The organism is Pseudomonas sp. GW822-FHT06B12 (assembly GCF_058799675.1).
On the sequence record NZ_JBXALR010000006.1, the window covers coordinates 209234 to 234832 of the forward strand.

Annotated in this window: 27 protein-coding genes and 1 tRNA gene; 25 read left to right on the forward strand and 3 right to left on the reverse strand. The window is 58.4% G+C overall.

What is annotated here, in order from left to right:
- Positions 1–761 precede the first annotated feature (761 nt).
- Together AC1RKH_RS15595 and AC1RKH_RS15600 are read right to left on the reverse strand one after the other, a co-directional pair.
- On the reverse strand, positions 762–1091 hold the full coding sequence (locus AC1RKH_RS15595) for a hypothetical protein (protein WP_493062950.1): 330 nt from the start codon (positions 1089–1091) through the stop codon (positions 762–764).
- Between the two features lie 147 nt (positions 1092–1238).
- Positions 1239–1323, reverse strand: a tRNA-Leu gene (locus AC1RKH_RS15600).
- 107 nt (positions 1324–1430) lie between these two features.
- Here AC1RKH_RS15600 and queA point away from each other — a divergent pair.
- From queA to AC1RKH_RS15630, 6 genes are all read left to right on the forward strand, one after another.
- On the forward strand, positions 1431–2480 hold the full coding sequence (gene queA, locus AC1RKH_RS15605) for a tRNA preQ1(34) S-adenosylmethionine ribosyltransferase-isomerase QueA (RefSeq protein WP_493062951.1): 1050 nt from the start codon (positions 1431–1433) through the stop codon (positions 2478–2480).
- Between the two features lie 14 nt (positions 2481–2494).
- Positions 2495–3610 (forward strand): tRNA guanosine(34) transglycosylase Tgt, encoded by a 1116-nt coding sequence (tgt, locus tag AC1RKH_RS15610; RefSeq protein WP_185015345.1) that lies wholly within the window; start codon positions 2495–2497, stop codon positions 3608–3610.
- 44 nt (positions 3611–3654) lie between these two features.
- The gene (gene yajC / locus AC1RKH_RS15615; protein ID WP_123425083.1) at positions 3655–3990 is read left to right on the forward strand and encodes a preprotein translocase subunit YajC; all 336 of its coding nucleotides are present in this window, start codon (positions 3655–3657) and stop codon (positions 3988–3990) included.
- 62 nt (positions 3991–4052) lie between these two features.
- Positions 4053–5921: a protein translocase subunit SecD gene (secD, locus tag AC1RKH_RS15620; protein WP_493062952.1), complete on the forward strand. Its 1869-nt coding sequence runs from the start codon at positions 4053–4055 to the stop codon at positions 5919–5921.
- Between the two features lie 9 nt (positions 5922–5930).
- A complete protein-coding gene (gene secF, locus AC1RKH_RS15625) occupies positions 5931–6845 on the forward strand; it encodes a protein translocase subunit SecF (RefSeq protein WP_123582689.1) in 915 nt (304 codons plus the stop codon).
- A 118-nt stretch (positions 6846–6963) separates the two neighbouring features.
- Positions 6964–7518: a glycine zipper 2TM domain-containing protein gene (locus AC1RKH_RS15630; protein WP_493062953.1), complete on the forward strand. Its 555-nt coding sequence runs from the start codon at positions 6964–6966 to the stop codon at positions 7516–7518.
- A gap of 246 nt (positions 7519–7764) precedes the next feature.
- Here AC1RKH_RS15630 and suhB read toward each other — a convergent pair whose 3' ends face one another.
- Entirely contained in the window at positions 7765–8583 is an 819-nt protein-coding gene (gene suhB, locus AC1RKH_RS15635) for a type III secretion system regulator SuhB (RefSeq protein WP_123425087.1), read from the reverse strand.
- 146 nt (positions 8584–8729) lie between these two features.
- Here suhB and trmJ point away from each other — a divergent pair, with 146 nt between their 5' ends.
- The 19 genes from trmJ to der all read left to right on the forward strand — a co-directional run bounded on the left by trmJ (position 8730) and on the right by der (position 25493).
- Entirely contained in the window at positions 8730–9500 is a 771-nt protein-coding gene (gene trmJ / locus AC1RKH_RS15640; RefSeq protein ID WP_493062954.1) for a tRNA (cytosine(32)/uridine(32)-2'-O)-methyltransferase TrmJ, read from the forward strand.
- 2 nt (positions 9501–9502) lie between these two features.
- Positions 9503–10279: a serine O-acetyltransferase gene (cysE, locus tag AC1RKH_RS15645; RefSeq protein ID WP_493062955.1), complete on the forward strand. Its 777-nt coding sequence runs from the start codon at positions 9503–9505 to the stop codon at positions 10277–10279.
- A 251-nt stretch (positions 10280–10530) separates the two neighbouring features.
- The gene (gene iscR, locus AC1RKH_RS15650; RefSeq protein WP_019693470.1) at positions 10531–11022 is read left to right on the forward strand and encodes a Fe-S cluster assembly transcriptional regulator IscR; all 492 of its coding nucleotides are present in this window, start codon (positions 10531–10533) and stop codon (positions 11020–11022) included.
- Positions 11023–11072: 50 nt separating this feature from the next.
- Positions 11073–12287, forward strand: a complete 1215-nt coding sequence (locus AC1RKH_RS15655; protein WP_123425090.1) for an IscS subfamily cysteine desulfurase — start codon at positions 11073–11075, stop codon at positions 12285–12287.
- A 95-nt stretch (positions 12288–12382) separates the two neighbouring features.
- A complete protein-coding gene (gene iscU, locus AC1RKH_RS15660) occupies positions 12383–12769 on the forward strand; it encodes a Fe-S cluster assembly scaffold IscU (protein WP_003443374.1) in 387 nt (128 codons plus the stop codon).
- Between the two features lie 34 nt (positions 12770–12803).
- Positions 12804–13127: an iron-sulfur cluster assembly protein IscA gene (gene iscA / locus AC1RKH_RS15665; RefSeq protein ID WP_123425091.1), complete on the forward strand. Its 324-nt coding sequence runs from the start codon at positions 12804–12806 to the stop codon at positions 13125–13127.
- Positions 13128–13135: 8 nt separating this feature from the next.
- Positions 13136–13657, forward strand: a complete 522-nt coding sequence (hscB, locus tag AC1RKH_RS15670) for a co-chaperone HscB (protein WP_123425092.1) — start codon at positions 13136–13138, stop codon at positions 13655–13657.
- A gap of 51 nt (positions 13658–13708) precedes the next feature.
- A complete protein-coding gene (hscA, locus tag AC1RKH_RS15675) occupies positions 13709–15571 on the forward strand; it encodes a Fe-S protein assembly chaperone HscA (protein ID WP_493062956.1) in 1863 nt (620 codons plus the stop codon).
- A gap of 3 nt (positions 15572–15574) precedes the next feature.
- On the forward strand, positions 15575–15916 hold the full coding sequence (gene fdx / locus AC1RKH_RS15680) for an ISC system 2Fe-2S type ferredoxin (protein WP_071553502.1): 342 nt from the start codon (positions 15575–15577) through the stop codon (positions 15914–15916).
- Positions 15917–15930: 14 nt separating this feature from the next.
- Complete coding sequence (iscX, locus tag AC1RKH_RS15685) at positions 15931–16131, forward strand: Fe-S cluster assembly protein IscX (RefSeq protein ID WP_071553503.1); 201 nt, start codon at positions 15931–15933, stop codon at positions 16129–16131.
- Positions 16132–16221: 90 nt separating this feature from the next.
- Positions 16222–16647, forward strand: a complete 426-nt coding sequence (gene ndk, locus AC1RKH_RS15690; protein WP_007903599.1) for a nucleoside-diphosphate kinase — start codon at positions 16222–16224, stop codon at positions 16645–16647.
- A 28-nt stretch (positions 16648–16675) separates the two neighbouring features.
- Positions 16676–17824, forward strand: coding sequence for a dual-specificity RNA methyltransferase RlmN (gene rlmN / locus AC1RKH_RS15695; protein WP_493062957.1), 1149 nt, complete (start codon positions 16676–16678; stop codon positions 17822–17824).
- Positions 17825–17836: 12 nt separating this feature from the next.
- Positions 17837–18595, forward strand: coding sequence for a type IV pilus biogenesis/stability protein PilW (gene pilW, locus AC1RKH_RS15700; RefSeq protein WP_493062958.1), 759 nt, complete (start codon positions 17837–17839; stop codon positions 18593–18595).
- Positions 18595–19632: a RodZ domain-containing protein gene (locus AC1RKH_RS15705; RefSeq protein ID WP_493062959.1), complete on the forward strand. Its 1038-nt coding sequence runs from the start codon at positions 18595–18597 to the stop codon at positions 19630–19632. The genes pilW and AC1RKH_RS15705 overlap by 1 nt, the downstream gene beginning before the upstream one ends.
- 3 nt (positions 19633–19635) lie before the next feature.
- Positions 19636–20745, forward strand: coding sequence for a flavodoxin-dependent (E)-4-hydroxy-3-methylbut-2-enyl-diphosphate synthase (gene ispG, locus AC1RKH_RS15710; protein ID WP_019693460.1), 1110 nt, complete (start codon positions 19636–19638; stop codon positions 20743–20745).
- 22 nt (positions 20746–20767) lie between these two features.
- Positions 20768–22057: a histidine--tRNA ligase gene (hisS, locus tag AC1RKH_RS15715; RefSeq protein WP_123425098.1), complete on the forward strand. Its 1290-nt coding sequence runs from the start codon at positions 20768–20770 to the stop codon at positions 22055–22057.
- A gap of 40 nt (positions 22058–22097) precedes the next feature.
- Positions 22098–22739, forward strand: coding sequence for a tetratricopeptide repeat protein (locus tag AC1RKH_RS15720; protein ID WP_493062960.1), 642 nt, complete (start codon positions 22098–22100; stop codon positions 22737–22739).
- The gene (gene bamB / locus AC1RKH_RS15725) at positions 22732–23883 is read left to right on the forward strand and encodes an outer membrane protein assembly factor BamB (protein WP_123425100.1); all 1152 of its coding nucleotides are present in this window, start codon (positions 22732–22734) and stop codon (positions 23881–23883) included. The genes AC1RKH_RS15720 and bamB overlap by 8 nt, the downstream gene beginning before the upstream one ends.
- A gap of 140 nt (positions 23884–24023) precedes the next feature.
- Entirely contained in the window at positions 24024–25493 is a 1470-nt protein-coding gene (der, locus tag AC1RKH_RS15730; protein ID WP_123425101.1) for a ribosome biogenesis GTPase Der, read from the forward strand.
- The last annotated feature ends 106 nt before the right edge of the window (positions 25494–25599 follow it).

Sequence of the window (25599 nt, forward strand, 5' to 3'; positions counted from 1 at the left end):
TCAAGTTCATTGGCGGTGAATATGGCTAGGCTCTCGGTTCAACTGAACTCTAGTGTTGTGCTTAACTATTGCATAATGACTATGCCGCATATGCACTGGGTAGACACAAGTGTTGAAAGCTCTGTTGTTGCGCCGCATCCCCTATGAGCTCTAGCGTCGTCAGAGCCAATATGCCAAGAATGTAGGCGGATTGCCACTATTGTATGTGAGGAGCGTCTGTGACTCTTTGGCGTGTAAAAGCTGTGTTTTGTGCTTGGCGGATGCATGGTGAAATTGGTTGAAGCGTTTGGAAGAAAGAGGAGCCACCCACGTTTCCATTCATTTGGCAATCAGGACGACTCTACTTTCTTTAGCGGTCGGACGAGCTCATATTTTCACCCAAAGGAGTATGACAGTCGGGACGCTGAGCGGCACTGTGCCCTTCGCGGCGTCGTTGACGATTCCGCGATTGGGAGAGGTGACCCGATGAATACAATTCGTAACAGCACTTCTATCACGATTGCGGGTGATTACGGGTACAGGTTCCCGTGATGGTGATATAGGCGGGGGAGCAAAAGCGGAGCGATGTAGAACGGGTACTTAGGCGAGAACTGTCGTTTCAAAAAAAGAGAGTCTCCGCAAGCGCGAAAATGAGTGTCCGATAATGCGGGAATAGATTTGTGACGTCAGGAAAACTGTGTCTGGTGCACAGTCATCCCTAGCAGATTAGCTGTGATGAAAAGGCAATTGCAGTTCTTCCGCATTTTCGCGGGAAGGATCATTTACTGTATGTCTTTTAAGTAAGTCTTGAGCGCGATGAGCGGTGTGTGAAACTGCTCGATTGATTGCGCAGCGCTGAAATCTCCCGACAATCGATCCAGCTCCCGACCCAGCGGCGTACCCGCCCCACCTATCGCCTCAAGCGCCAGCCCCACGCATTCAGCCACTTTGACCTTGATAGTCGCGACATCACCTCTGCGTACCAGCAAGCCGAATACGTCCCTTTGGTAGTCGCCCATCATCAGATCGTCGCGCAGGATCGGGCTTTGGCCTTCCGATTCGTAAGCGAGTTTGAGGGAGAAGAGGGCGACTGTTTCCAGGGGTAATTCCATGGGAGGGAATCCTTTTGAAATGGTCCGCCGGTGTGGGAGGTGTGGAAGAACGGCAGGATCAAAAGATCGCAGCCTTCGGCAGCTCCTACGGGAGGCTTTTTGGCAGGCGAAAAAAAAGGCCTTGCTAAGCAAGACCTTTCTTAATTTTGGTGCCCCGAGGGAGACTCGAACTCCCACTCCTTTCGAAAACGGATTTTGAATCCGCCGCGTCTACCAATTCCGCCATCAGGGCTCAATGGCGGCGAAGTATAGAGATGAGATAACCGTCGGTCAATCAGGTACATGGAGAATTTTCACTATTTCCGCTAGACTTCCCGGCCCTGCTAGACGAACCCCATCATGCGCGTTGCTGACTTTACTTTCGAACTCCCTGATTCGCTGATCGCTCGCCACCCTTTGGCTGAGCGGCGCGGCAGTCGCCTGTTGACCCTGGATGGGCTCAGCGGCGCTCTGGCACACCGTCAATTCACTGATTTGCTTGAGCATTTGCGTCCGGGCGATTTGATGGTGTTCAACAATACCCGGGTGATTCCGGCGCGGCTGTTTGGCCAGAAAGCTTCCGGCGGCAAGCTGGAAATTCTGGTGGAGCGGGTGCTCGACAGTCATCGCGTGCTGGCCCATGTGCGCTCCAGCAAGTCGCCGAAGCCGGGTTCGAAGATCCTCATCGACGGCGGTGGCGAAGCTGAAATGCTCGCGCGCCATGATGCGTTGTTCGAACTGGGGTTCGCCGAAGAAGTGTTGCCGTTGCTCGACCGCGTCGGGCACATGCCGTTGCCTCCTTATATAGACCGCCCGGACGAAGGTTCGGACCGCGAGCGTTATCAGACGGTCTACGCCGAGCGTCTGGGCGCGGTGGCGGCGCCGACGGCGGGGCTGCATTTTGATCAGCCGTTGCTCGAGGCGATTGCCGCCAAGGGCGTCGAGACGGCGTTCGTGACTTTGCACGTCGGCGCTGGCACTTTTCAGCCGGTGCGCGTCGAGCGGATTGAAGATCACCACATGCACAACGAATGGCTGGAAGTCGGCCAGGACGTGGTGGATGCGGTCGCTGCGTGCCGTGCGCGGGGCGGGCGCGTGGTGGCGGTGGGGACTACCAGCGTGCGTTCACTGGAAAGCGCTGCCCGCGATGGCGTGCTCAAGCCGTTCAGCGGCGACACCGATATCTTTATCTACCCAGGCCGGCCGTTTCATGTGGTTGATGCCTTGGTCACCAACTTTCATTTGCCCGAATCCACGCTGTTGATGCTGGTTTCGGCGTTCGCCGGTTATCCCGAGACCATGGCCGCCTACAAGGCCGCCGTCGAGCATGGATACCGCTTTTTCAGCTACGGTGATGCGATGTTCATCACCCGTAATCCCGCGCCACGCGGCCCAGAGGATCAAGCATGAGTCGCACCAGTCGTATGTCTTTCGAATTGCTGGCCACCGACGGCAAGGCTCGTCGCGGTCGCCTGACCTTTCCGCGTGGCACTGTCGAGACCCCGGCGTTCATGCCGGTCGGCACTTACGGTACGGTCAAGGGCATGTTGCCGCGAGATATCGTCGCCACCGGCGCCGAGATCATTCTGGGCAACACTTTTCACCTGTGGCTGCGTCCTGGCACGGAAGTGATCAAGAAGCACGGCGACCTGCACGATTTCATGCAGTGGAAAGGCCCGATTCTGACCGACTCCGGCGGTTTCCAGGTGTTCAGCCTGGGTGCCATGCGCAAGATCAAGGAGGAGGGCGTGACCTTCGCCTCTCCGGTGGATGGCGCCAAAGTGTTCATGGGCCCGGAAGAGTCGATGCAGGTTCAGCGCGACCTGGGCTCCGACATCGTGATGATTTTCGACGAATGCACGCCGTACCCGGCCGACGAAGATGTCGCGCGGGTGTCCATGGAGCTGTCGTTGCGCTGGGCTCAGCGCTCGAAAAACGCTCATGGCGACAACACTGCTGCGCTGTTCGGCATCGTTCAGGGCGGCATGCACCAGGACCTGCGCATGCGCTCGCTGGAAGGCCTCGACAAGATTGGTTTTGACGGCCTGGCGATCGGCGGTCTGTCGGTCGGCGAGCCCAAGCACGAGATGATCAAGGTGCTGGATTACCTGCCGGGCATGATGCCGGCTGACAAACCTCGTTACCTTATGGGCGTTGGCAAACCGGAAGACTTGGTTGAGGGTGTGCGCCGCGGTGTGGACATGTTCGATTGCGTGATGCCAACCCGTAATGCCCGCAATGGGCACCTGTTCATTGATACCGGCGTGCTGAAGATCCGTAACGCGTTCCATCGCCATGATGATTCGCCGCTCGATCCGACCTGCGATTGCTATACCTGCCAGAACTTCTCGCGCGCTTATCTGCATCACCTGGACAAGTGCGGCGAAATGCTCGGGAGCATGTTGAATACAATCCACAATTTGCGCCATTACCAAGTGCTTATGGCTGGTTTGCGCGAGGCTATTCAACAGGGTACATTGGCCGCCTTTGTCGATGCCTTCTATGCCAAACGCGGGTTGCCTGTTCCGCCTTTGGACTGAGTTTTAAAACGTTTAAGACCCTAATTTTGCAACTGGAGTGCTAAATGAGCTTTTTTATCTCTAATGCGATGGCTGACGCCGCTGCACCTGCTGCCGGCCCTATGGGCGGCGGTTTCGAGTGGATTTTCCTGGTCGGCTTCCTGGTCATTTTCTACTTGATGATCTGGCGTCCACAGGCCAAGCGCGCCAAAGAGCAGAAGAACCTGCTTGGCAACTTGCAAAAAGGTGACGAAGTTGTGACCTCTGGCGGTATCGCCGGCAAGATCACCAAAGTAGCTGATGATTTCGTTGTTCTCGAAGTTTCTGACTCGGTAGAGCTGAAGTTCCAGAAAGGCGCTATCGCTGCCACGCTGCCAAAAGGCACGCTGAAAGCGATCTAAGTTTCATCTTTTACCAATCGACGGGGCGCGCAAGGCGCCCCGCGTCATAAGCGGGCGGCGTGATGCTGAACAAATACCCTCTGTGGAAATACGTACTGATCCTGGCGGTGCTGGCGATCGGTTTGATTTATTCCGCTCCCAATCTTTATCCTGACGATCCGGCCATTCAGGTCAGTGGTGCAAGTACTGCGCTGCAGGTTAATCAGGCGGATCTGGATCGTGTGAGCAAAGCGCTCAATGACGCCGGGATCAACGTCAAGGCTGCCACTCTTTCGGCCAATGGCAAGGGCGGTTTGTTGCGTCTGACCAAGGCTGAAGACCAACTGCCAGCCAAAGACGTCGTGCGCAAGGCGCTGGGTGATGACTACGTCGTCGCACTGAACCTGGCACAAACAACCCCGCAATGGCTGCGCAGCCTCGCCGCGCATCCGATGAAGCTGGGTCTGGACTTGTCCGGTGGTGTGCACTTCCTGCTTGAAGTGGACATGGACAAAGCCCTCGACGCCCGCCTGAAAGTCTACGAAGGCGACGTCAAGAGCCTGTTGCGTAAAGAGAAGCTGCGCTATCGCAGCCTGCCGCAACTCAATGGCGCCATTCAGCTGGGTTTCAGTGATGAAGCTTCCCGCGAAGACGCTCGTGCGCTGATCCGCAAGAACTTCAACGATTTCGACATTGTTCCGGCCGACCTCAATGGTCAGGCGGTACTGCGTCTGGCGATGACCCCGGCCAAGCTGGCGGAAATCCGCGAATACTCCATCAAGCAGAACTTGACCACGGTGCGTAACCGCGTCAACGAGCTGGGTGTTGCCGAACCTATCGTTCAGCGTCAGGGCGCCAACCGCATCGTGGTTGAGCTGCCAGGCGTGCAAGACACTGCCGAAGCCAAGCGTATCCTCGGCAAGACGGCCAACCTCGAGTTCCGTCTGGCCGCTGAGCCAGGTGCTTCGAAAGCCACTTCCGAGACTTTCGAGTTCCGTGAAGGCAAGCGTCCTCCGGCGCAAATCGAGCGTGGCCTGATCATCACTGGCGACCAGGTCACTGACGCCAAGGCTGGTTTCGGTGAGCACGGTACGCCGGAAGTGAACATTCGTCTGGACGGTCACGGCGGTGAGCTGATGAACCGTGCGACGCGTTCCAACGTCGGTCGCAGCATGGCGGTGATCTTCATCGAGCAGCGCCCGGTGACGACTTACGTCAAGCAGATGGTCAACGGCGTCGAGAAAGACGTGCCGGTTCAGACCTTCAAGGAAGAGAAAAAGATCATCAGCCTGGCGACCATTCAGTCGCCGCTGGGTGCGCAGTTCCGCATCACTGGCCTGAACGGTCAGGGCGAGTCCTCGGAGCTGGCATTGCTGCTGCGCGCCGGTGGTCTGGCGGCACCGATGTACTTTGCTGAAGAACGCACCATCGGTCCAAGCCTGGGTGCTGACAACATCACCAAGGGTATCGATGCGTCGCTGTGGGGCATGCTGTTCGTTTCGCTGTTCATCATGGCCATCTACCGCTTCTTCGGCCTGATCGCCACGGTTGCGCTGGCGGTGAACATGGTGCTGCTGCTGGCCTTGATGTCGCTGCTGGGGGCAACGCTGACCCTGCCGGGTATCGCCGGTATCGTCTTGACCATGGGTATGGCGGTCGACGCCAACGTACTGATCTTCTCGCGGATACGTGAAGAGATCGCGGCCGGCATGACGGTGCAGCGGGCAATCAACGAAGGCTTCGGCCGGGCATTCACTGCGATTCTCGACGCCAACCTGACCACTCTGCTGGTCGGCGGCATCCTCTTTGCGATGGGCACCGGCCCGGTCAAAGGCTTCGCAGTGACCATGTCCCTCGGGATCTTTACCTCGATGTTCACGGCCATCATGGTGACCCGCGCGATGGTCAACCTGATCTTCGGCGGTCGTGACTTCAAGAAGTTGTGGATTTAAGGGGCTGCCATGTTACGTACTATCAACTTCATGGGCGTTCGCAACGTTGCGTTCGGCGTCACATTGTTCCTTACCGCTCTGGCGTTGTTCAGCTGCTTCCACAAGGGCATGAACTACGGTCTGGACTTCACCGGCGGTACGCTCATCGAGCTGACCTACGAGCGTCCGGCTGACGTCATGAAAGTTCGTTCCCAGCTGACTGAGGCGGGTTATCACGAAGCGATCGTTCAGAGCTTCGGCGCGACCACCGATTTGCTGGTGCGTATGCCTGGCGAAGACCCGCAACTGGGTCACCAGGTCGCTGAAGCGCTGCAGAAAGTCGGCGGCGACAACCCGGCCGTGGTCAAGCGTGTCGAGTTCGTGGGCCCGCAGGTCGGTGAAGAGCTGCGCGACCAGGGCGGCCTCGGCATGCTCATGGCGCTGGGCGGTATCCTGATCTACCTGGCGTTCCGCTTTCAGTGGAAGTTCGCGGTCGGTGCGATTGTCTCGCTGATCCACGACGTGATCGTGACCATCGGTATCCTGTCGTTCTTCCAGATCACCTTCGACCTGACGGTGCTGGCGGCGGTACTGGCGATCATCGGTTACTCGCTGAACGACACCATCGTGGTATTTGACCGGGTTCGTGAGAACTTCCGGGTGCTGCGCAAGGCTACGCTGATCGAGAACATCAACATCTCGACCACGCAAACCCTGCTGCGGACCATGGCGACGTCGATCTCCACCTTGCTGGCGATCTCGGCGCTGCTGTTTTTCGGCGGCGACAACCTGTTCGGCTTCTCCATTGCGCTGTTTATCGGTGTTCTGGCGGGTACTTACTCGTCGATCTACATCGCCAACGTGGTGCTGATCTGGCTGAACCTGAGCAGCGAGGACCTGATTCCTCCGGCCAATACCGAGAAGGAAGTGGACGACCGCCCTTGAGGCGTTATTTCCTCTCGTTATAACCAGAAGGCGCGAGTATTGAACTCGCGCCTTTTTTTATGCTCCAACGTTGGGAGAAGCGCGGGCATGTCCCGTATGTGATGGTCAGGAGGTTCATGTGAACAAGTCGTTACTGGTTGGTGCGGTATTGGGTGCTGTCGGTGTAACTGCCGGAGGCGCTGTTGCCACCTACAGCCTGGTAAAACACAACGGCCCTGAGTATGCGCAAGTGCTGGCGGTTGAGCCGGTCAAGACGCAGATCAAAACTCCACGTGAAGTATGCAGGGATGTGCCAGTTACCCGGCAGGCGCCGGTGAAGGATCAGCATCAGATCCTCGGTACGGTGATCGGCGCAGTCGGCGGTGGTCTGTTGGGCAATATGGTCGGTGGCGGTAATGGCAAAAAACTTGCCACCGTGGCCGGTGCGGTTGGCGGCGGTTACGCCGGCAACAGAGTGCAGGAAGGCATGCAGGAGCGTGATACCAGCACCTCGATGCAAAGGCGTTGCGAAACAGTCAACGACGTCAGCGACAAGCTCGTAGGCTATGACGTTCGGTATTCGTTGGGTGGCAAAGAAGGCAAGGTGCGGATGGATCGTGATCCGGGCAACCAGATTCCGGTCGACAAGGACGGTCATCTGATCCTGGGACAGAATCAGCCCGCTCAGAAATAAGCTGAATGCCAGACTCAAAAAAAAGCACCCGAACGGGTGCTTTTTTGTACCCGGGATTTATGCGCCACCCCTCATCCCCTGTGGGAGCGAGCTTGCTCGCGATGGCTATATATCAGTCGACATCAATGTTGAATGTTAGATGGTCATCGCGAGCAAGCTCGCTCCCACAATGGGGATGTGGTGTTTTCAAGGGCAAATCACAGGCACAAAAAAGCACCCCGAAGGGTGCTTTTTTGTGCCTGGCGCTTAGCGTTTCAGCGAGGCTGGCAGGTGCGGCTGGATGGCCGTCAGGACTGCTTTGAAGCACTTGGTGTTACCGGCAACGATGTGGCCTTTTTCAAGGAAATCGTGACCGCCGGTGAAGTCGCTCACCAGGCCGCCAGCTTCCTGGATCAGCAGGGCGCCTGCAGCCATGTCCCACTCGGACAGGCCCGACTCCCAGAAGGCGTCGAAACGGCCGGCAGCTACGTAGGCCAGGTCCAGGCTCGCTGCGCCAGCGCGGCGGATGCCGGCGGTCTGGCCAACCAGGGCGCGGAACATGCCCAGGTAGTTGTCGAGGTTGTCCATCTGGTCGTCACGGAACGGGAAGCCCGTACCCAGCAGCGCGCCTTCAAGGCTGGTGCGACCGCTTACGCGCAGACGACGACCGTTGAGTTGAGCGCCACGACCACGGCTGGCGGTGAATTCTTCCTGGCGAACCGGGTCCAGAACCACTGCGTGTTCCAGGCGGCCACGGTATTTGCAGGCGATGCTGACGGCGAAATGCGGAACGCCGCGCAGGAAGTTGGTGGTGCCGTCCAGTGGGTCGATGATCCACAGGTATTCTTCACCTTCGATCCCGGTACCGGCGTGCATGCCGGTCTCTTCACCCATGATCGAATGATTCGGGTAAGCCTTGCGCAGCGCGTCGATGATTTTCTGTTCGGCAGCGCGATCCACTTCGGACACATAGTCCTTGGCGTCTTTTTCGTCGACCTTGATGGTATCCAGGCGCTCGATGGAGCGGAAGATCAATTCACTGGCGCTGCGGGCGGCGCGCAGCGCGATATTCAGCATGGGCTGCATGGATGTGTCACCTAAGGTTGTTAAAGAAAGCCGAGCATTCTATCAGAAGTTTTCTACAGGTGAAGGTCGGCGTTCGCTTTCATAGCTTAACGGTAGGATCAACTGTAAGATTTGCTCCCCATATTTAGTGTCAGAGAGCGCCTCCCTTGCTGCAGAACATTCGTGTCGTCCTGGTCAATACCAGCCATCCGGGGAATATCGGTGGAGCTGCGCGTGCCATGAAGAACATGGGCCTGTCGCGACTGGTGCTGGTCGAGCCGCGCTTGTTCCCGCACCACGAAGCCGATGCGCGGGCCTCCGGTGCCGGTGACATTCTGGAAAACGCCCAAGTCGTCGCCACGCTGGAAGATGCGCTGGTCGGCTGTAATCTGGTGCTCGGCACCAGCGCTCGTGACCGTCGTATCCCTTGGCCGCTGCTCGATCCCCGTGAATGTGGGGTGAAGGTGGTCGAGGAAGCGGCGCAAGGCGCCGAGATCGCGTTGGTGTTTGGTCGTGAAGACTCCGGCCTGACCAATGAAGAGCTGCAGCGATGTCATTATCACGTGCACATCCCATCGGACCCTGAGTTCAGTTCGCTGAATCTCGGGGCAGCGGTGCAGGTGTTGAGCTATGAAGTGCGCATGTCCTGGTTGGCGGCTGAAGGTCAGCCAAGCAAGATCGAGAAGGATGAAGTGGCGTCCACCAAGAGTGGTGAGCCGGCGACCATGGATGAGCTTGAGCGATTCTATGAGCACCTGGAACAGACTCTGGTGGCCATCGAATTCCTCGATCCGGAAAAGCCACGGCACTTGATGGCGCGCCTGCGTCGGTTGTACGGACGAAGCTCGGTCAGCCGGGCGGAAATGAATATTTTGCGTGGCATCCTCACGGAAACCCAAAAAGCGGCCCGTGGCGAGCTCCTTAAACGGAAGGATTAATGATGTTCGAGCGTTTGCGTGAAGATATCCAGAGCGTTTTCCACCGTGACCCGGCGGCACGTAATGCTTTCGAGGTGCTGACCTGCTACCCGGGCATGCACGCTATCTGGATTCATCGCCTGTCGTCGGCGTTATGGGGCATGGGCTGGAAATGGCTGGCCCGGCTGGTATCGAACTTCGGTCGCTGGTTGACCGGGATCGAAATTCATCCAGGCGCCAAGGTTGGCCGTCGCTTCTTTATTGACCATGGCATGGGTATTGTCATCGGTGAAACCGCCGAAATCGGCAATGACGTGACGCTGTATCAGGGCGTGACCCTTGGCGGTACCAGCTGGAACAAAGGCAAGCGCCACCCGACGCTGGAAGACGGCGTAGTGGTGGGGGCGGGCGCCAAGGTGTTGGGTCCGTTTACCGTGGGTGCCGGTGCCAAGGTGGGTTCCAATGCGGTGGTGACCAAGGCTGTGCCGGCAGGGGCAACGGTGGTCGGTATTCCGGGGCGGATTATCGTCAAGTCCGATGATGAGCTGGAAGCCAAGCGCAAGGCCATGGCCGAGAAGATTGGTTTTGATGCCTACGGCGTCAGTGAAGACATGCCGGACCCGGTGGCGCGCGCCATCGGTCAGTTGCTGGATCACCTGCAAGCGGTCGACGGTCGACTGGAAGACATGTGCGGCGCGCTCAAGGACCTGGGCAGCCCGTACTGCGCCAAAGACTTGCCCGAGCTGCGCGAAGAAGACTTCGCCTGCGTAAAAGGCAAGGATGAAAGCAAGGCCAGCTAAACCGTGGCGACCTCATCGCGAGCAGGCTCGCTCCCACACTGGATCTATGCAGCACCAGAAATCCCCTGTGGGAGCGAGCCTGCTCGCGATGAACGATAACGCGGTACTGCTGGTCGATCACCGCCAGCTTTTGCTATAGTGCGCGCGCTCTTTTGCGGGTAAACCTGACTAAAGTACTAGGTCTTATAGTTGACTTAAATACTCGGGAATTGCATACTCGCCCCCATCCCGAAACTCCGTGGTAATTGTCCATGCGACTGACTACAAAAGGCCGATACGCTGTCACCGCCATGCTTGACCTGGCGTTGCACGCGCAACATGGGCCGGTGTCCCTGGCCGATATCTCTGAGCGCCAAGGCATTTCCCTGTCCTACCTCGAACAGCTTTTCGCCAAATTGCGCCGCAGCAATCTGGTCTCGAGTGTTCGTGGTCCAGGTGGTGGCTACCAGCTATCGCGTGACATGCAGGGCATCCAGGTCGCTCAGGTGATCGATGCGGTAAACGAATCGGTCGATGCAACCAAATGCCAGGGCCTGGGTGATTGCCATGGTGGCGACACCTGCCTGACTCACCACTTGTGGTGTGATCTGAGCCTGCAAATCCACGAATTTCTGAGCGGTATCAGCTTGGCTGACCTTGTGACTCGCCGTGAGGTGCAAGAAGTAGCCCAGCGTCAGGACCAGCGTCGTTGCAACAGCAAGACACCGCGTCTGGACAAGATTGAAGCGTCCGCCGTCGAATGACAGCCAAAGAGCTAGCGGCACGCCAGCCAGCCTGATTTAGGAGAGAGTCCATGAAATTGCCGATTTACCTTGATTACTCTGCGACCACCCCGGTTGATCCGCGTGTCGCGCAAAAGATGAGTGAATGCCTGCTGGTCGACGGAAACTTCGGTAACCCGGCGTCCCGCTCCCACGTGTTCGGCTGGAAAGCCGAAGAATCGGTCGAAAACGCTCGCCGCCAGGTCGCCGACCTGGTCAACGCCGACCCGCGTGAAATCGTCTGGACCTCCGGTGCCACCGAGTCCGACAACCTGGCAATCAAGGGTGTCGCGCATTTCTATGGCACCAAAGGCAAGCACCTGATCACCACCAAGATCGAACACAAGGCGGTCCTCGACACCATGCGCCAACTGGAGCGCGAAGGTTTCGAAGTCACCTACCTCGATCCTCGTGAAGACGGTCTGGTGACGCCTGAGATGATCGAAGCCGCGCTGCGTGATGACACCATCCTGGTCTCGGTCATGCACGTGAACAACGAAATCGGCACCATCAACGACATCGCAGCCATCGGCGAACTGACCCGCTCCAAGGGCATCCTGTTCCATGTCGACGCTGCACAGTCCACTGGCAAGGTCGAGATCGACCTGCAGAAGCTGAAAGTCGATCTGATGTCCTTCTCGGCTCACAAAACCTATGGCCCTAAAGGCATCGGCGCGCTGTATGTAAGCCGCAAACCGCGTGTTCGCCTTGAAGCGGCCATGCACGGCGGCGGTCACGAGCGCGGCATGCGTTCCGGCACCCTGGCGACTCACCAGATCGTTGGCATGGGCGAAGCGTTCCGTGTGGCCAAGGAAGACATGGCTGCCGAAAACGTCCGGATCAAAGCCCTGAGCGACCGTTTCTTCAAGCAGGTCGAAGGCCTCGAAGAGCTGTACGTCAACGGCAGCCTGACTGCTCGCGTTCCGCACAACCTGAACCTGAGCTTCAACTACGTTGAAGGCGAATCGCTGATCATGGCGCTCAAGGATCTGGCAGTATCGTCCGGTTCGGCCTGCACCTCGGCGTCGCTTGAGCCTTCGTACGTACTGCGCGCCCTGGGCCGCAACGACGAACTGGCACACAGCTCGATTCGCTTCACCTTCGGCCGTTTCACCACCGAAGAAGAAATCGATTATGCCGCGCAGAAAGTCTGCGAGGCTGTCACCAAGCTGCGCGCTCTGTCGCCGCTGTGGGACATGTACAAAGACGGCGTCGACATTTCGAAAATCGAGTGGGCGGCACACTAACGAATTAAGTCGCCGCACACGGGCTCTGTAAAACCGGTTGAAAAGTTGGCTTGCAGGGCCCAAAGAGCGACTATCTGATGAGTGAGGATTGAATCATGGCTTACAGCGAAAAGGTCATCGACCACTACGAGAACCCGCGCAACGTCGGCAAGATGGACGCGGAAGATCCTGATGTCGGCACCGGCATGGTCGGCGCTCCGGCGTGCGGCGACGTTATGCGCCTGCAAATCAAGGTCAACGAGCAAGGCATCATCGAAGACGCCAAGTTCAAGACCTACGGCTGCGGCTCTGCCATTGCTTCCAGCTCCCTCGCTACCGAGTGGATGAAGGGCAAGACGCTGGATGAAGCAGAGACCATCAAGAACACTCAGCTGGCTGAAGAACTGGCCTTGCCGCCAGTGAAAATCCACTGCTCGGTACTCGCTGAAGACGCCATCAAGGCTGCCGTTCGCGATTACAAGCAGAAGAAAGGCTTGATCTGACTTTCAAGTATTGGCGACGAGTAAGGAGTCACCGATGGCTATCAGCATGACAGAAGCGGCTGCTCAACACGTGCGACGCTCCCTCGACGGGCGCGGCAAGGGTGATGGGATTCGTCTGGGTGTTCGCACCACGGGCTGTTCCGGCCTTGCCTACGTGCTGGAGTTTGTCGATGAGGTAGGGGCAGACGATCAGGTATTCGAAAGTCACGGCGAGAAAGTGATCATCGATCCGAAAAGCCTGGCGTACCTGGACGGCACCGAGCTCGATTTCGTCAAGGAAGGGTTGAACGAAGGCTTCAAGTTCAACAATCCCAACGTGCGCGGTGAATGTGGCTGCGGCGAAAGCTTCAACATCTGAGGCTGCTCGTGGGTACTCCTTGTCATTTCGCTTTATTTGAGCTGCAACCGAGCTTCACTCTGGATCTCGATCAGCTGGCTACGCGCTACCGTGAGTTGGCGCGCGGCGTTCATCCAGACCGCTTTGCTGACGCTTCCGAGCGCGAGCAACGGCTGGCGCTAGAGCAATCCGCAAGCCTCAACGAGGCCTACCAGACGCTCAAAAGTCCCCCCAAGCGCGCGCGTTACCTGCTCGCCATGGGTGGTCGTGAGCTGCCGCTGGAGGTCACGGTGCATGATCCGGAATTTCTTCTGCAGCAGATGCATTGGCGTGAAGAGCTCGAAGACCTGCAGGACAGCGCCGATCTGGCCGGTATTGCAGTGTTCAAGCGTCGCCTGAAGGTCGCTCAGGATGAACTGAACGAAAGCTTCGCAGCTTGCTGGAATGATGCAGCGCAACGTGAACAGGCCGAACGCCTGATGCGGCGCATGCAGTTCCTCGACAAGCTCACCTACGAAGTGCGCCAGTTAGAAGAGCGCCTCGACGATTAACCCAGTGCCGCCTCGGTCGCACGCCTGATATACAGATAAGTCCTGATAACGATGGCCCTACTGCAGATCGCCGAACCCGGCCAAAGTCCTCAACCGCACCAGCGTCGTCTGGCTGTGGGGATCGACTTGGGCACTACCAATTCGCTGGTCGCTGCGTTGCGCAGTGGTCTTTCCGAGCCACTGGCCGACGCAGACGGGCAGGTCATTCTGCCGTCTGCGGTGCGCTATCACGCTGACCGTGTCGAGGTCGGCGAGTCCGCCAAACTGGCAGCCGCTACCGATCCGCTGAACACGGTGTTGTCGGTCAAGCGCTTGATGGGTCGTGGTCTGTCCGACGTCAAGCAATTGGGCGAACAGCTGCCGTATCGCTTTGTCGATGGCGAGTCGCACATGCCGTTCATCGACACCGTACAAGGGCCGAAAAGCCCTGTCGAAGTTTCCGCCGATATCCTCAAGGTGCTGCGTCAGCGCGCCGAGTTGACGCTGGGCGGCGAACTGGTTGGCGCGGTGATCACCGTTCCGGCTTATTTCGATGACGCACAACGCCAGGCGACCAAGGATGCGGCCAAGCTGGCGGGTCTGAACGTGCTGCGTTTGCTCAACGAGCCGACCGCGGCGGCGGTGGCTTACGGTCTGGATCAACATGCTGAAGGCCTGGTTGCCATTTATGACCTGGGCGGCGGCACCTTCGATATTTCGATTCTGCGTCTGACCGGCGGCGTGTTTGAAGTACTGGCCACTGGTGGCGACAGCGCCTTGGGCGGCGATGATTTCGACCACGCGATTGCTGGCTGGATCATCGAGAGCGCGGGCTTGTCCGCTGACCTCGATCCAGGAGCGCAACGTCATCTGCTGCAAACCGCTTGCGCGGCCAAAGAAGCCCTGACGAATGCCGCGACGGTTGAAGTCGCCTATGACGGCTGGAAATCCCAGCTGACCCGCGAAGCCTTTGATGCGCTGATCGAGCCGATGGTTGCTCGCAGTCTGAAAGCCTGCCGTCGCGCCGTGCGTGATTCCGGTATCGAACTGGAAGAAGTGCACGCCGTGGTGATGGTCGGCGGTTCGACCCGTGTACCGCGTGTACGCGATGCCGTGGCGGAAGCCTTTGGTCGTCAGCCACTGACCGAGATCGATCCGGATCAAGTGGTAGCCATTGGTGCTGCGATCCAGGCCGATACCTTGGCTGGCAACAAGCGCGATGGCGGCGAACTGCTGCTGCTCGACGTGATTCCGTTGTCCCTGGGGCTGGAAACCATGGGCGGCCTGATGGAGAAGGTGATTCCGCGTAACACCACCATCCCTGTCGCCCGCGCTCAGGACTTCACGACGTATAAAGATGGCCAGTCGGCCATGATGATTCATGTGCTGCAGGGCGAGCGCGAGCTGATCAGCGATTGCCGCTCCCTGGCGCGCTTCGAATTGCGCGGCATTCCGGCCATGGTGGCGGGTGCGGCGAAGATTCGCGTGACCTTCCAGGTCGACGCCGATGGCTTGCTCAGCGTGGCCGCCCGCGAGTTGGGTTCGGGCGTTGAGGCGAGCATCCAGGTCAAGCCGTCCTACGGCCTGACCGACGGCGAAATCGCCCGCATGCTCAAGGATTCGTTCCAGCACGCCAACGATGACAAAGTCGCCCGCGTATTGCGTGAGCAGCAAGTCGATGCCCAGCGTTTGATCGAAGCGGTGCAGGGCGCCCTCGATGTTGACGGCGAGCGTCTGCTCGACGCCGAAGAGCGCATGGTCATCGAGTTGCAGATGCAGGAACTGACCGAATTGATGAAAGGCACCGATGGTTACGCCATCGAGCAGCAGACCAAGCGTCTGTCGCAAGTGACCGATGCCTTTGCTGCGCGCCGCCTGGACTCGACGGTGAAAGCCGCGCTGGCGGGGCGTAACCTGAATGAAATCGAGGAATAACTGATGCCGCAGATCATTTTTCTGCCACACGCCGAGCATTGCCCGGACGGTATGGTTGTAGAGGCTGAGACCGGCAAGTCCATTCTCGAAGTCGCCCATGACAACCATATCGAGATCGAGAGCGCCTGCGGCGGCGTCTGTGCCTGCACCACCTGTCACTGCATCATTCGCGAAGGCTTCGACTCGCTGAATGAGGCCGATGAGCTGGAAGAGGACTATCTTGATCGGGCCTGGGGTCTGGAAGCGCAGTCGCGCCTGACCTGCCAGGCAGTCGTCGGGACTGAAGACCTGACCGTCGAAATTCCTAAATACTCGCTCAACCATGCAGCCGAAGCGCCGCATTGATTCAAGGAACTGGCATGAGTCTTAAATGGGTTGATGTGCTGGAAATCGCGATCCAGCTGGCTGAAAGCAAGCCGGATGTGGATCCGCGTTACGTGAACTTCGTCGATCTGCACCAATGGGTGCTGGCGTTGCCGGAGTTCAATGATGACGCTGCTCGCGGTGGCGAGAAGGTGCTTGAAGCCATTCAAGCGGCCTGGATCGAAGAAGCCGACTGAACGCACCGTACGCCGTTAGGCAATACCAAAGAACCCGCGTATAATTCGCGGGTTTAATTTTTCGCAAATTACCGTTTCTGGAGTTACACCATGGCTGTTCAACGTACTTTCTCCATCATCAAGCCTGACGCAGTTGCAAAAAACGTTATCGGCGAGATCACCACTCGTTTCGAAAAAGCTGGCCTGCGCGTTGTAGCTTCGAAACTGAAGCAACTGTCCAAAGCTGAAGCTGAAGGCTTCTACGCTGAGCACAGCGCTCGTGGTTTCTTCAACGACCTGGTTGCTTTCATGATCTCCGGTCCGGTTGTCGTTCAGGTTCTGGAAGGCGAAAACGCTATCGCTCTGAACCGTGAGCTGATGGGCGCTACCAACCCTAAAGAAGCTGCTGCCGGTACCATCCGCGCTGACTTCGCTGACTCCATCGACGCCAACGCTGTGCACGGTTCGGACTCCGAAGCCGCTGCTGCTCGCGAAATCTCGTACTTCTTCGCAGCTACTGAAGTAACCACTCGCTAAGCATTGGCTTATGAGTGAAGGTGAATCCATGACTACATCGACTGCAAAAACTAACCTGCTGGGTCTGACTCAGCTGGAAATGGAAAAATTCTTCGACTCAATCGGGGAGAAGCGTTTCCGTGCCGGTCAGGTAATGAAGTGGATTCACCACCTTGGCGTCGATGATTTCGACGCCATGACGAACGTCAGCAAGGCCTTGCGCGACAAGCTCAAGGCTATTGCCGAAGTTCGCGGCCCCGAAGTGGTCAGCGAGGACATCTCCAGCGACGGCACCCGTAAGTGGGTGGTGCGCGTGGCGTCCGGCAGCTGCGTCGAGACCGTCTACATTCCCCAGGGCAAACGCGGCACTCTGTGCGTTTCGTCCCAGGCAGGCTGTGCCCTGGATTGCAGTTTCTGCTCCACCGGCAAGCAAGGTTTCAACAGCAACCTCACCGCCGCCGAAGTCATCGGCCAGGTGTGGATTGCCAATAAATCGTTCGGCAGCATCCCGGCAACCGCCGACCGTGCCATCACCAACGTGGTGATGATGGGCATGGGTGAGCCGCTGCTGAACTTCGACAACGTCGTTGTCGCCATGCACTTGATGATGGACGACCTGGGCTACGGCATTTCCAAGCGCCGTGTGACCCTGTCGACCTCAGGCGTGGTGCCGATGATCGATGAGCTGTCCAAGCACATCGACGTTTCCCTGGCGTTGTCCCTGCACGCACCCAACGATGCGCTGCGCAACCAGCTGGTGCCGATCAACAAGAAGTACCCGCTGAAAATGCTCCTCGAGTCTTGCCAGCGCTACATGTCCTCCCTGGGCGAGAAGCGCGTGCTGACCATCGAGTACACCTTGCTCAAGGACATCAATGACAAGGTCGAGCACGCGGTTGAAATGATCGAGTTGCTCAAAAATGTTCCGTGCAAGATCAACCTGATCCCGTTCAACCCGTTCCCCCATTCCGGTTACGAGCGGCCGAGCAACAACGCCATCCGTCGTTTCCAGGATCAACTTCATCACGCTGGCTTCAATGTCACCGTGCGCACCACCCGTGGCGAAGACATCGACGCTGCGTGTGGCCAATTGGTAGGACAGGTGCTGGATCGCACCCGTCGTAGCGAACGTTATATCGCCGTGCGTGAGTTGAGCGCCGACAACGATATGGCGCAAGACGCTGCGAATCGCACTTAAGAGAGGATCTCTATGTCACTGCGCCTAGCGCTGCTTCTGCTGTTCGCCAGCCTGTCGGCTGGTTGTGTTCTGTCGGGTGATTTCAATCCGATGAAAACCAGCAAGGGGCGCGACGAGGCGCGTGCTGCTTACGTGCAGCTGGGCGTGGGGTATCTGCAACAGGGCATGACCGAGCGGGCGAAAGTCCCGTTGAAGAAGGCCCTTGAACTGGATAGCTCCGACCCGGATGCCAACGCGGCGTTGGGCCTGGTATTTCAGGCCGAAATGGAGCCTGAGCTCGCCGATCAACATTTTCGCAAGGCACTGTCCGGTCGTCCGGGCGATGCACGCATCCTGAACAACTACGGCAGCTTTCTCTTTGAAGAGAAACGTTACAAAGAAGCGTACGAGCGCTTTGAGCAAGCGGCTGCCGATAGCCTTTATCCTGAGCGTTCACGGGTTTTCGAGAACCTTGGCATGACTGCTTCAATGCTCGGCCAGCGTGACCTGGCCCAGCAGCAACTGGAAAAAGCCCTGCGCCTGAACCGACAACAGCCACGTGCGTTGCTGGAAATGGCTGAGTTGTCGTACGAAGACAGGCATTATGTGCCCGCGCGTGACTATTACGATCGTTTTAGCCTGCTCGCCGAGCAAAATGCACGTAGTCTATTGCTCGGCGTTCGGCTGGCCAAAGTGTTCGAAGATCGCGACAAGGCCGCCAGTTTTGGCCTGCAATTAAAACGACTCTATCCCGGTACGCCGGAATATCAGCAATACCTGTCGGAGCAATGATGAAAGCGGCGCATCCAGAAGTTGTAGCAGCGACTCGCGTAAACCCCGGAGAGACCCTGCGTCAGGCCCGCGAAGGCAATGGTTGGTCGCTGGCGGAAGTAGCGCTCAAGCTCAATCTCACCGTGAATTCCTTGAAGAATCTGGAAGACGGCGCTTTCGACAAGCTGCCTGGGCATACCTTTGCTCGCGGCTATATCCGTGCTTACGCCAAACTGCTGGGCATGGACCAGGCCGTTCTGGTGCAGCAGTTCGACCAGCACACCGGCACCGATTCCAAGGGCAGCAACGTGCAAGGCCTTGGGCGTATCGAAGAGCCATCGCGGGTTTCCCACACCATTTTGCGCATCGTCAGCCTGTTGCTGCTGATTGCCGTGGTGGGAGGCGGTTTTGTCTGGTGGCAGGATCAAACGTCGTTGCGCACCAAGGACCTGATTGGTCTGAGCCCAGAGCACGTCGAAGTCGAAGGCGCCGATGGCACCACACAGATCCATCCGCTCGACGAGCCGGAAGATCAGGCTGTGGTAGAAGGTCAGACCGAAGCCGGGACGCCTCTTGCACTGCCTGAAGGCCCGGCGACTAGCGACGTTCAGGCAAATGTTGAAGCGCCAGCTCCGGCTGCTCCGGTAGCCCCTGTAGTCGTGCCGGCTGCTCCGGTTGTCGCGCCAGCGCGCACTGCGCCGGCCCCGGTTGTTGCGACACCCGTGGCACCGGTCGCGCCTGTTGCGCCAGCGCCAGTCGTGGCCGCCGCGCCAGCACTAGCCGCTCCGGCTGCTGCACCGGCCGCTCCGGTTGCCGGTGCGGGTCAGGTTCGGATTCAGTTCTCTGCCAACTGCTGGACGCAAGTCACTGACGGCAACGGCAAAGTACTGTTGAGCGGTCTGAAGCGTAAAGGCGAAACCGCCGACGTCAGCGGCAAACCACCGTTTGCAGTACGCCTGGGCTATGCCCGTGGCGCACAGGTCAGCTACAACGGGCAAGTGGTCGATGTAGCTCCGTTCACCAGTGGCGAGACTGCTCGCCTGAAGTTGGGTCAATAAGTCATGCACGGCGAATCTCCAATCAAGCGTCGCGAGTCCCGCAAAATCTGGGTTGGTTCGGTACCGGTGGGCGGTGATGCGCCTATCGCTGTACAGAGCATGACCAACAGCGACACCAATGACGTTGCCGCCACCGTGGCCCAGATCAATCGTCTGGAAGCGGCTGGCGTCGATATCGTGCGGATTTCCGTTCCAGACATGGACGCCGCCGAAGCCTTCGGTCGAATCAAGCAACTGGTCAAGGTGCCGTTGGTTGCCGACATTCACTTCGACTACAAGATCGCCTTGCGCGTAGCCGAACTGGGCGTCGATTGCCTGCGGATCAACCCGGGCAACATCGGTCGTGAAGACCGTGTGCGCGCGGTGGTCGATGCCGCCCGTGACCGCGGGATTCCGATCCGTATCGGCGTCAACGCCGGTTCTCTGGAAAAAGACCTGCAAAAGAAATACGGCGAGCCAACGCCTGCCGCGCTGGTCGAGTCGGCCCTGCGTCACGTCGAGCACCTTGAACGCCTGAACTTCCAGGACTTCAAGGTCAGCGTGAAGGCCTCCGACGTGTTCATGGCCGTCGAAGCCTATCGTCTGCTGGCCAAGGAAATCGTCCAGCCACTGCACTTGGGTATCACTGAAGCCGGCGGTTTGCGTTCAGGCACAGTGAAATCCGCCGTGGGCCTCGGTATGCTGCTCGCCGAAGGGATTGGCGATACTATTCGCATCTCGTTGGCGGCTGACCCGGTCGAGGAAGTGAAAGTCGGCTACGACATTCTCAAATCCCTGCACCTGCGTTCCCGTGGCATCAACTTCATCGCCTGCCCGAGCTGCTCGCGGCAGAACTTCGATGTGGTGAAAACCATGAACGAACTGGAAGGGCGCCTCGAAGATCTGCTGGTGCCGCTGGATGTTGCAGTCATCGGTTGCGTGGTCAACGGTCCCGGCGAAGCCAAAGAGGCCCACATTGGCCTGACTGGCGGTACGCCGAACCTGATTTACATCGACGGCAAGCCGTCGCAGAAATTGACGAATGACAATCTGGTGGATGAGCTGGAAAGGCTGATCCGTCAGAAAGCGGCCGAAAAGGTCGAAGCCGACGCGGCAGTTATCGCCCGCGGCTGATCGAACGAATTAAGGAATTTTTGTGAGCAAGTCTCTGCAAGCCATTCGTGGCATGAACGACATCCTGCCCGAACAGACCCCTTTGTGGCGTCATTTCGAGGGCACCGTTTCGCGTCTGCTGGATAACTACGGTTACAAGCAGATTCGCATGCCGATCGTCGAATTCACCGAGCTGTTCAAACGCTCCATCGGTGAAGTGACCGACATCGTCGAAAAAGAGATGTACACCTTCGACGACCGTAACGGCGACTCGCTGACGCTGCGCCCCGAGGGCACGGCGGCGTGCGTGCGTGCAGTGCTTGAGCACGGCATCACGGGCGGTGGTCAGGTGCAGAAACTCTGGTACATCGGCCCGATGTTCCGCCACGAGCGTCCGCAAAAAGGCCGTTATCGCCAGTTCCACCAGATCGGTTGCGAAGTTTTCAACCTTGATGGTCCGGACATCGACGCCGAACTGATCGTGCTGACCTGGCGCCTGTGGGGCGAGCTGGGGATCCGTGACGCGGTCAAGCTTGAACTCAACAGTCTGGGCACCAGCGAATCTCGCGGTCGTTATCGCGATGCACTGGTGGAGTACCTGACAGCACGTCTGGACCAGCTGGACGAAGACAGCCAGCGCCGTCTGAAAACCAACCCGCTGCGGGTGCTGGATACCAAGAACGCCGATACCCAGGCGGCACTGCTCGATGCGCCGAAGATGGCGGACTACCTCGACGAAGAGTCGCGTACTCACTTCGAGGGCCTCAAGGCGCGTCTGGATGCTGCCGGCATTCCTTATGTGATCAACCCGAAGCTGGTGCGCGGGCTGGATTACTACAGCAAAACCGTATTCGAATGGGTCACCGACAAGCTCGGCGCCCAGGGCACCGTCTGCGCGGGTGGCCGTTACGACGGTCTGGTCGAGCAGATGGGCGGCAAGCCGACCCCGGGCGTTGGTTTCGCCATGGGCATCGAGCGTCTGGTGCTGCTGCTCGAAACACTGGAGCAGATCCCGGAAGAAATCTCCCGTCAGGTTGACGTCTACCTGTGCGCCTTCGGCGAGGCGGCCGAACTGGCTGCGTTGACGCTGAGCGAGCGGGTGCGCGATCAACTGCCTAACCTGCGTCTGCAGATCAATGCTGGCGCCGGCAGCTTCAAAAGTCAGTTCAAGAAGGCCGACAAGAGTGGTGCGTTGTACGCATTGATCCTCGGTGACGACGAAATGGCCCAGCAAGTGGTAGGTTTCAAACCCCTGCGTGGCCAGGGCGAACAACAAAGCATTGCCTGGGATGCGCTTGCCGCTCACCTGGCCACCTGCGTCGTGCAGGGTTGAAGCTGTCAAACAGCCGATTTAGCGAATAAGGAGTATTGGGGTGTCGAGTACCGAAGACGAACATCTGGCGGAATTCAAAGACTGGTGGCAGCGTAACGGCAAACCTCTAGTGACTGGCGGCCTGTTGGCGCTGGTCATCGTGTTCGGCTGGCAGGCGTTTCACAAGTATCAGAGCAATCAGTCGCAAGGCGCCTCGATGCTCTATCAGCAATTGCTGGAAACCACGCTGACCCCGGACGGCAAGCCTGACATGGCCCGCGTAGCGGACCTCGCCAACAAGCTCAACAGCGAGTTCGGCGGCACGGCTTACGCACAATACGGCAGCCTGTTCGTGGCGAAAGTCGCGGTCGACAGCGGCAAGCTGGACGACGCTGCAAGCCAACTCAAGGCTGTGACTGACAAACCTGCCAACCCGACTCTGGGCGAAGTAGCGCGTCAACGTCTGGCTCAGGTTCTGGCCGCACAGAACAAGGCTGACGAAGCGCTGAAACTGCTCGAAGGCGATGCCGACAAGGCATTCCTGGCCACTCGCGAAGAACTCAAGGGTGACCTGCTGGTCCAGTTGGGTCGTACCGATGAAGCCCACGCTGCTTATCAAAAAGCCAAGGCTGCGCTGTCGGATGAAGCGGCGGTCGGTGGCTTACAAATCAAGCTGGACGACCTGGCCAAAGGGGATGCGTGACGTGATCCGTTGGAAACATGCAGCATTGCTGGCTCTGGCCATTCTGGCCGCGGGTTGCAGCAGCAACAGCAAAAAAGAACTGCCGCCGGCTGAGCTGGTCAACTTCAAAGAAGAAGTTGTCCTGCAAAAGCAGTGGAGCCGTTCGGTCGGTAATGGTCAGGGCGAAACCTACAACATGCTGGTGCCGGCCATCGATGGCAATACCATCTATGCCGCCGACGTCAAAGGCATTGTGATGGCGCTGGATCGCATGAACGGCGACGTCAAATGGAAGAAAGATCTTGAACTGCCGGTGTCCGGCGCCGTTGGCGTGGGTTACGGGCTGGTCATGGTCGGCACGCTCAAAGGCGAAGTCGTTGCCCTGGATGCGAGTTCGGGTGAAGAGAAATGGCGCGCTCGCGTGACCAGTGAAGTCCTCGCGCCGCCAGCCAACAACGGTGACGTTGTAGTGGTGCAGACTCAGGACGATCGTGTGATCGGTCTGGATGCTGCCACCGGTAATCAGCGCTGGTTGTATGACAGCACTCCAGCGGTACTGACTCTGCGTGGCACCAGTGCGCCGATCGTTACCAACCGCCTGGCGATTGCCGGTCTGTCGACCGGTAAAGTCGTGGCGCTGGATATCTCCAACGGCGTGCCGGTCTGGGAGCAGCGCATTGCTATTCCACAGGGTCGCTCGGAGCTGGAGCGTGTGGTCGATATCGACGGTGGCCTGCTGCTGTCCGGCGACAAGGTCTATGTGGCCAGCTATCAGGGGCGCGTTGCGGCCCTGGACCTGCAAAGCGGTCGTCAGCTCTGGCAGCGTGATGCTTCCAGCTATGCCGGTGTCGCTCAAGGTTTCGGCAGCGTCTACATCAGCCTCGCTTCGGGTACCGTTGAAGGCGTCGACGAGCGTTCGACCACGTCTTTGTGGGCCAACGACTCGCTGGCCCGCCGTCAACTGTCGGCGCCGGAAGTGTTCTCCAGCTACGTTGCAGTCGGTGACCTGGAAGGTTACCTGCACCTGCTGAGTCAGGTAGACGGTCGTTTCGTCGGCCGTGAACGCATCGACAGCGACGGCCTGCGTGCCCGTCCGCTGGTGATGGGTGACATGATTTACGTGTATGGCAACAGCGGCAAACTGGAAGCCCTGACCATCAAGTAATGGTTTGACTATGCTTGGGGTTAATTCTCCAAGCGGCCTTGCTCTGCAAGGCTCGCAGCGCTTACAGGCGCTGCCCCGAGCACCAGCCGCTGCCTCGCAGCGGCTTTTGTATTTTCTGAAATAACGAAGTGGAGAGCCGCATGGTTCCCGTAATCGCCCTGGTGGGCCGACCGAACGTCGGCAAGTCCACCTTGTTCAACCGCCTGACCAGGACGCGTGACGCCATCGTCGGCGACTTGTCCGGTCTGACCCGTGATCGCCAATACGGTGAGGCCAAGTGGCAAGGGCGTTCCTACATTTTGGTCGACACTGGCGGTATCTCCGGTGACGAACACGGTATGGACGAAAAAATGGCCGAGCAGTCGCTGCTGGCCATTGAAGAAGCGGATGTCGTTCTGTTCCTGGTAGATGCCAAAGCCGGTTTCACCGCGGCCGACCAGATGATCGCCGAGCACTTGCGCAAGCGTAACAAGCGTTCTTACGTGGTTGCCAACAAGGTCGACAACATCGACCCTGAAATGGCCCGCGCCGAGTTCGCCCCGTTGGGCATGGGCCACGCGATCCCGATCGCCGGTGCCCACGGTCGTGGCATCACCCAGATGCTGGAAATCGCCCTGAGCGACTTCCCTAAAGACGACGAAGAGCCGGAAGACGGCGAAGAAGAAATCGTTGCCGAAGGCGAGGAAGCCAAGCGCATTCCTGGCCCGAGCGAAAAAGACGGTATCAAGATCGCTATCATTGGTCGCCCGAACGTCGGCAAGTCGACCTTGGTCAACCGCATGCTCGGTGAAGACCGGGTGATCGTGTATGACCAGCCAGGCACCACCCGCGACAGTATCTACATCCCGTTCGAACGTAACGACGAGAAGTACACGCTGATCGATACCGCCGGTGTGCGCAAGCGCGGCAAGATCCACGAAGAAGTCGAAAAGTTCTCCGTGGTCAAAACCCTGCAAGCGATCAAAGACGCCAACGTGGTGATCTTCGTGATGGACGCCCGCGAAGGCGTGGTAGACCACGACCTCAACCTGCTGGGCTTTGCCCTGGAAGCGGGTCGTGCGTTGGTGATCGCGATCAACAAGTGGGACGGCATGACGCCGAGCGAGCGCGACTTCGTGAAGGTCGAGCTGCAACGTCGGCTGTTCTTCGTCGACTTCGCCGACATCCACTTCATCTCGGCCCTGCACGGTACTGGCGTGGGCAACCTCTACGCGTCGGTGCAGAACTCGTTCAAATCCGCGGTCACTCGCTGGCCGACCAACCGCCTGACCCAGATTCTCGAAGATGCGGTCGGTGAGCACGCGCCGCCGATGGTCAACAACCGCCGGATCAAGCTGCGTTATGCCCACTTGGGTGGCGCGAACCCGCCGATCATCGTGATCCACGGTAACCAGGTCGAGAAGGTTCCAAAGTCTTACGTCCGTTACCTGGAAAACACTTACCGTCGCGTCTTGAAGCTGGTCGGTACGCCGATCCGCATCGAGTTCAAAGGTGGTGAGAACCCGTACGAAGGCAACAAGAACACGCTTACCGACCGTCAGGTCAACAAGAAGCGCCGCTTGATGACGCACCACAAGAAAGCCGACAAGAAGCGCCGCGATAAGCGATAAAGCAGCGGCAAGTTTTAAGCTACAAGCGACAAGTAAAAGCCGAGTCGTTTTAAAAAAAGGGTCCTTTTCAGGACCCTTTTTGCGGGTGGAAGTTTGACGCTTGACC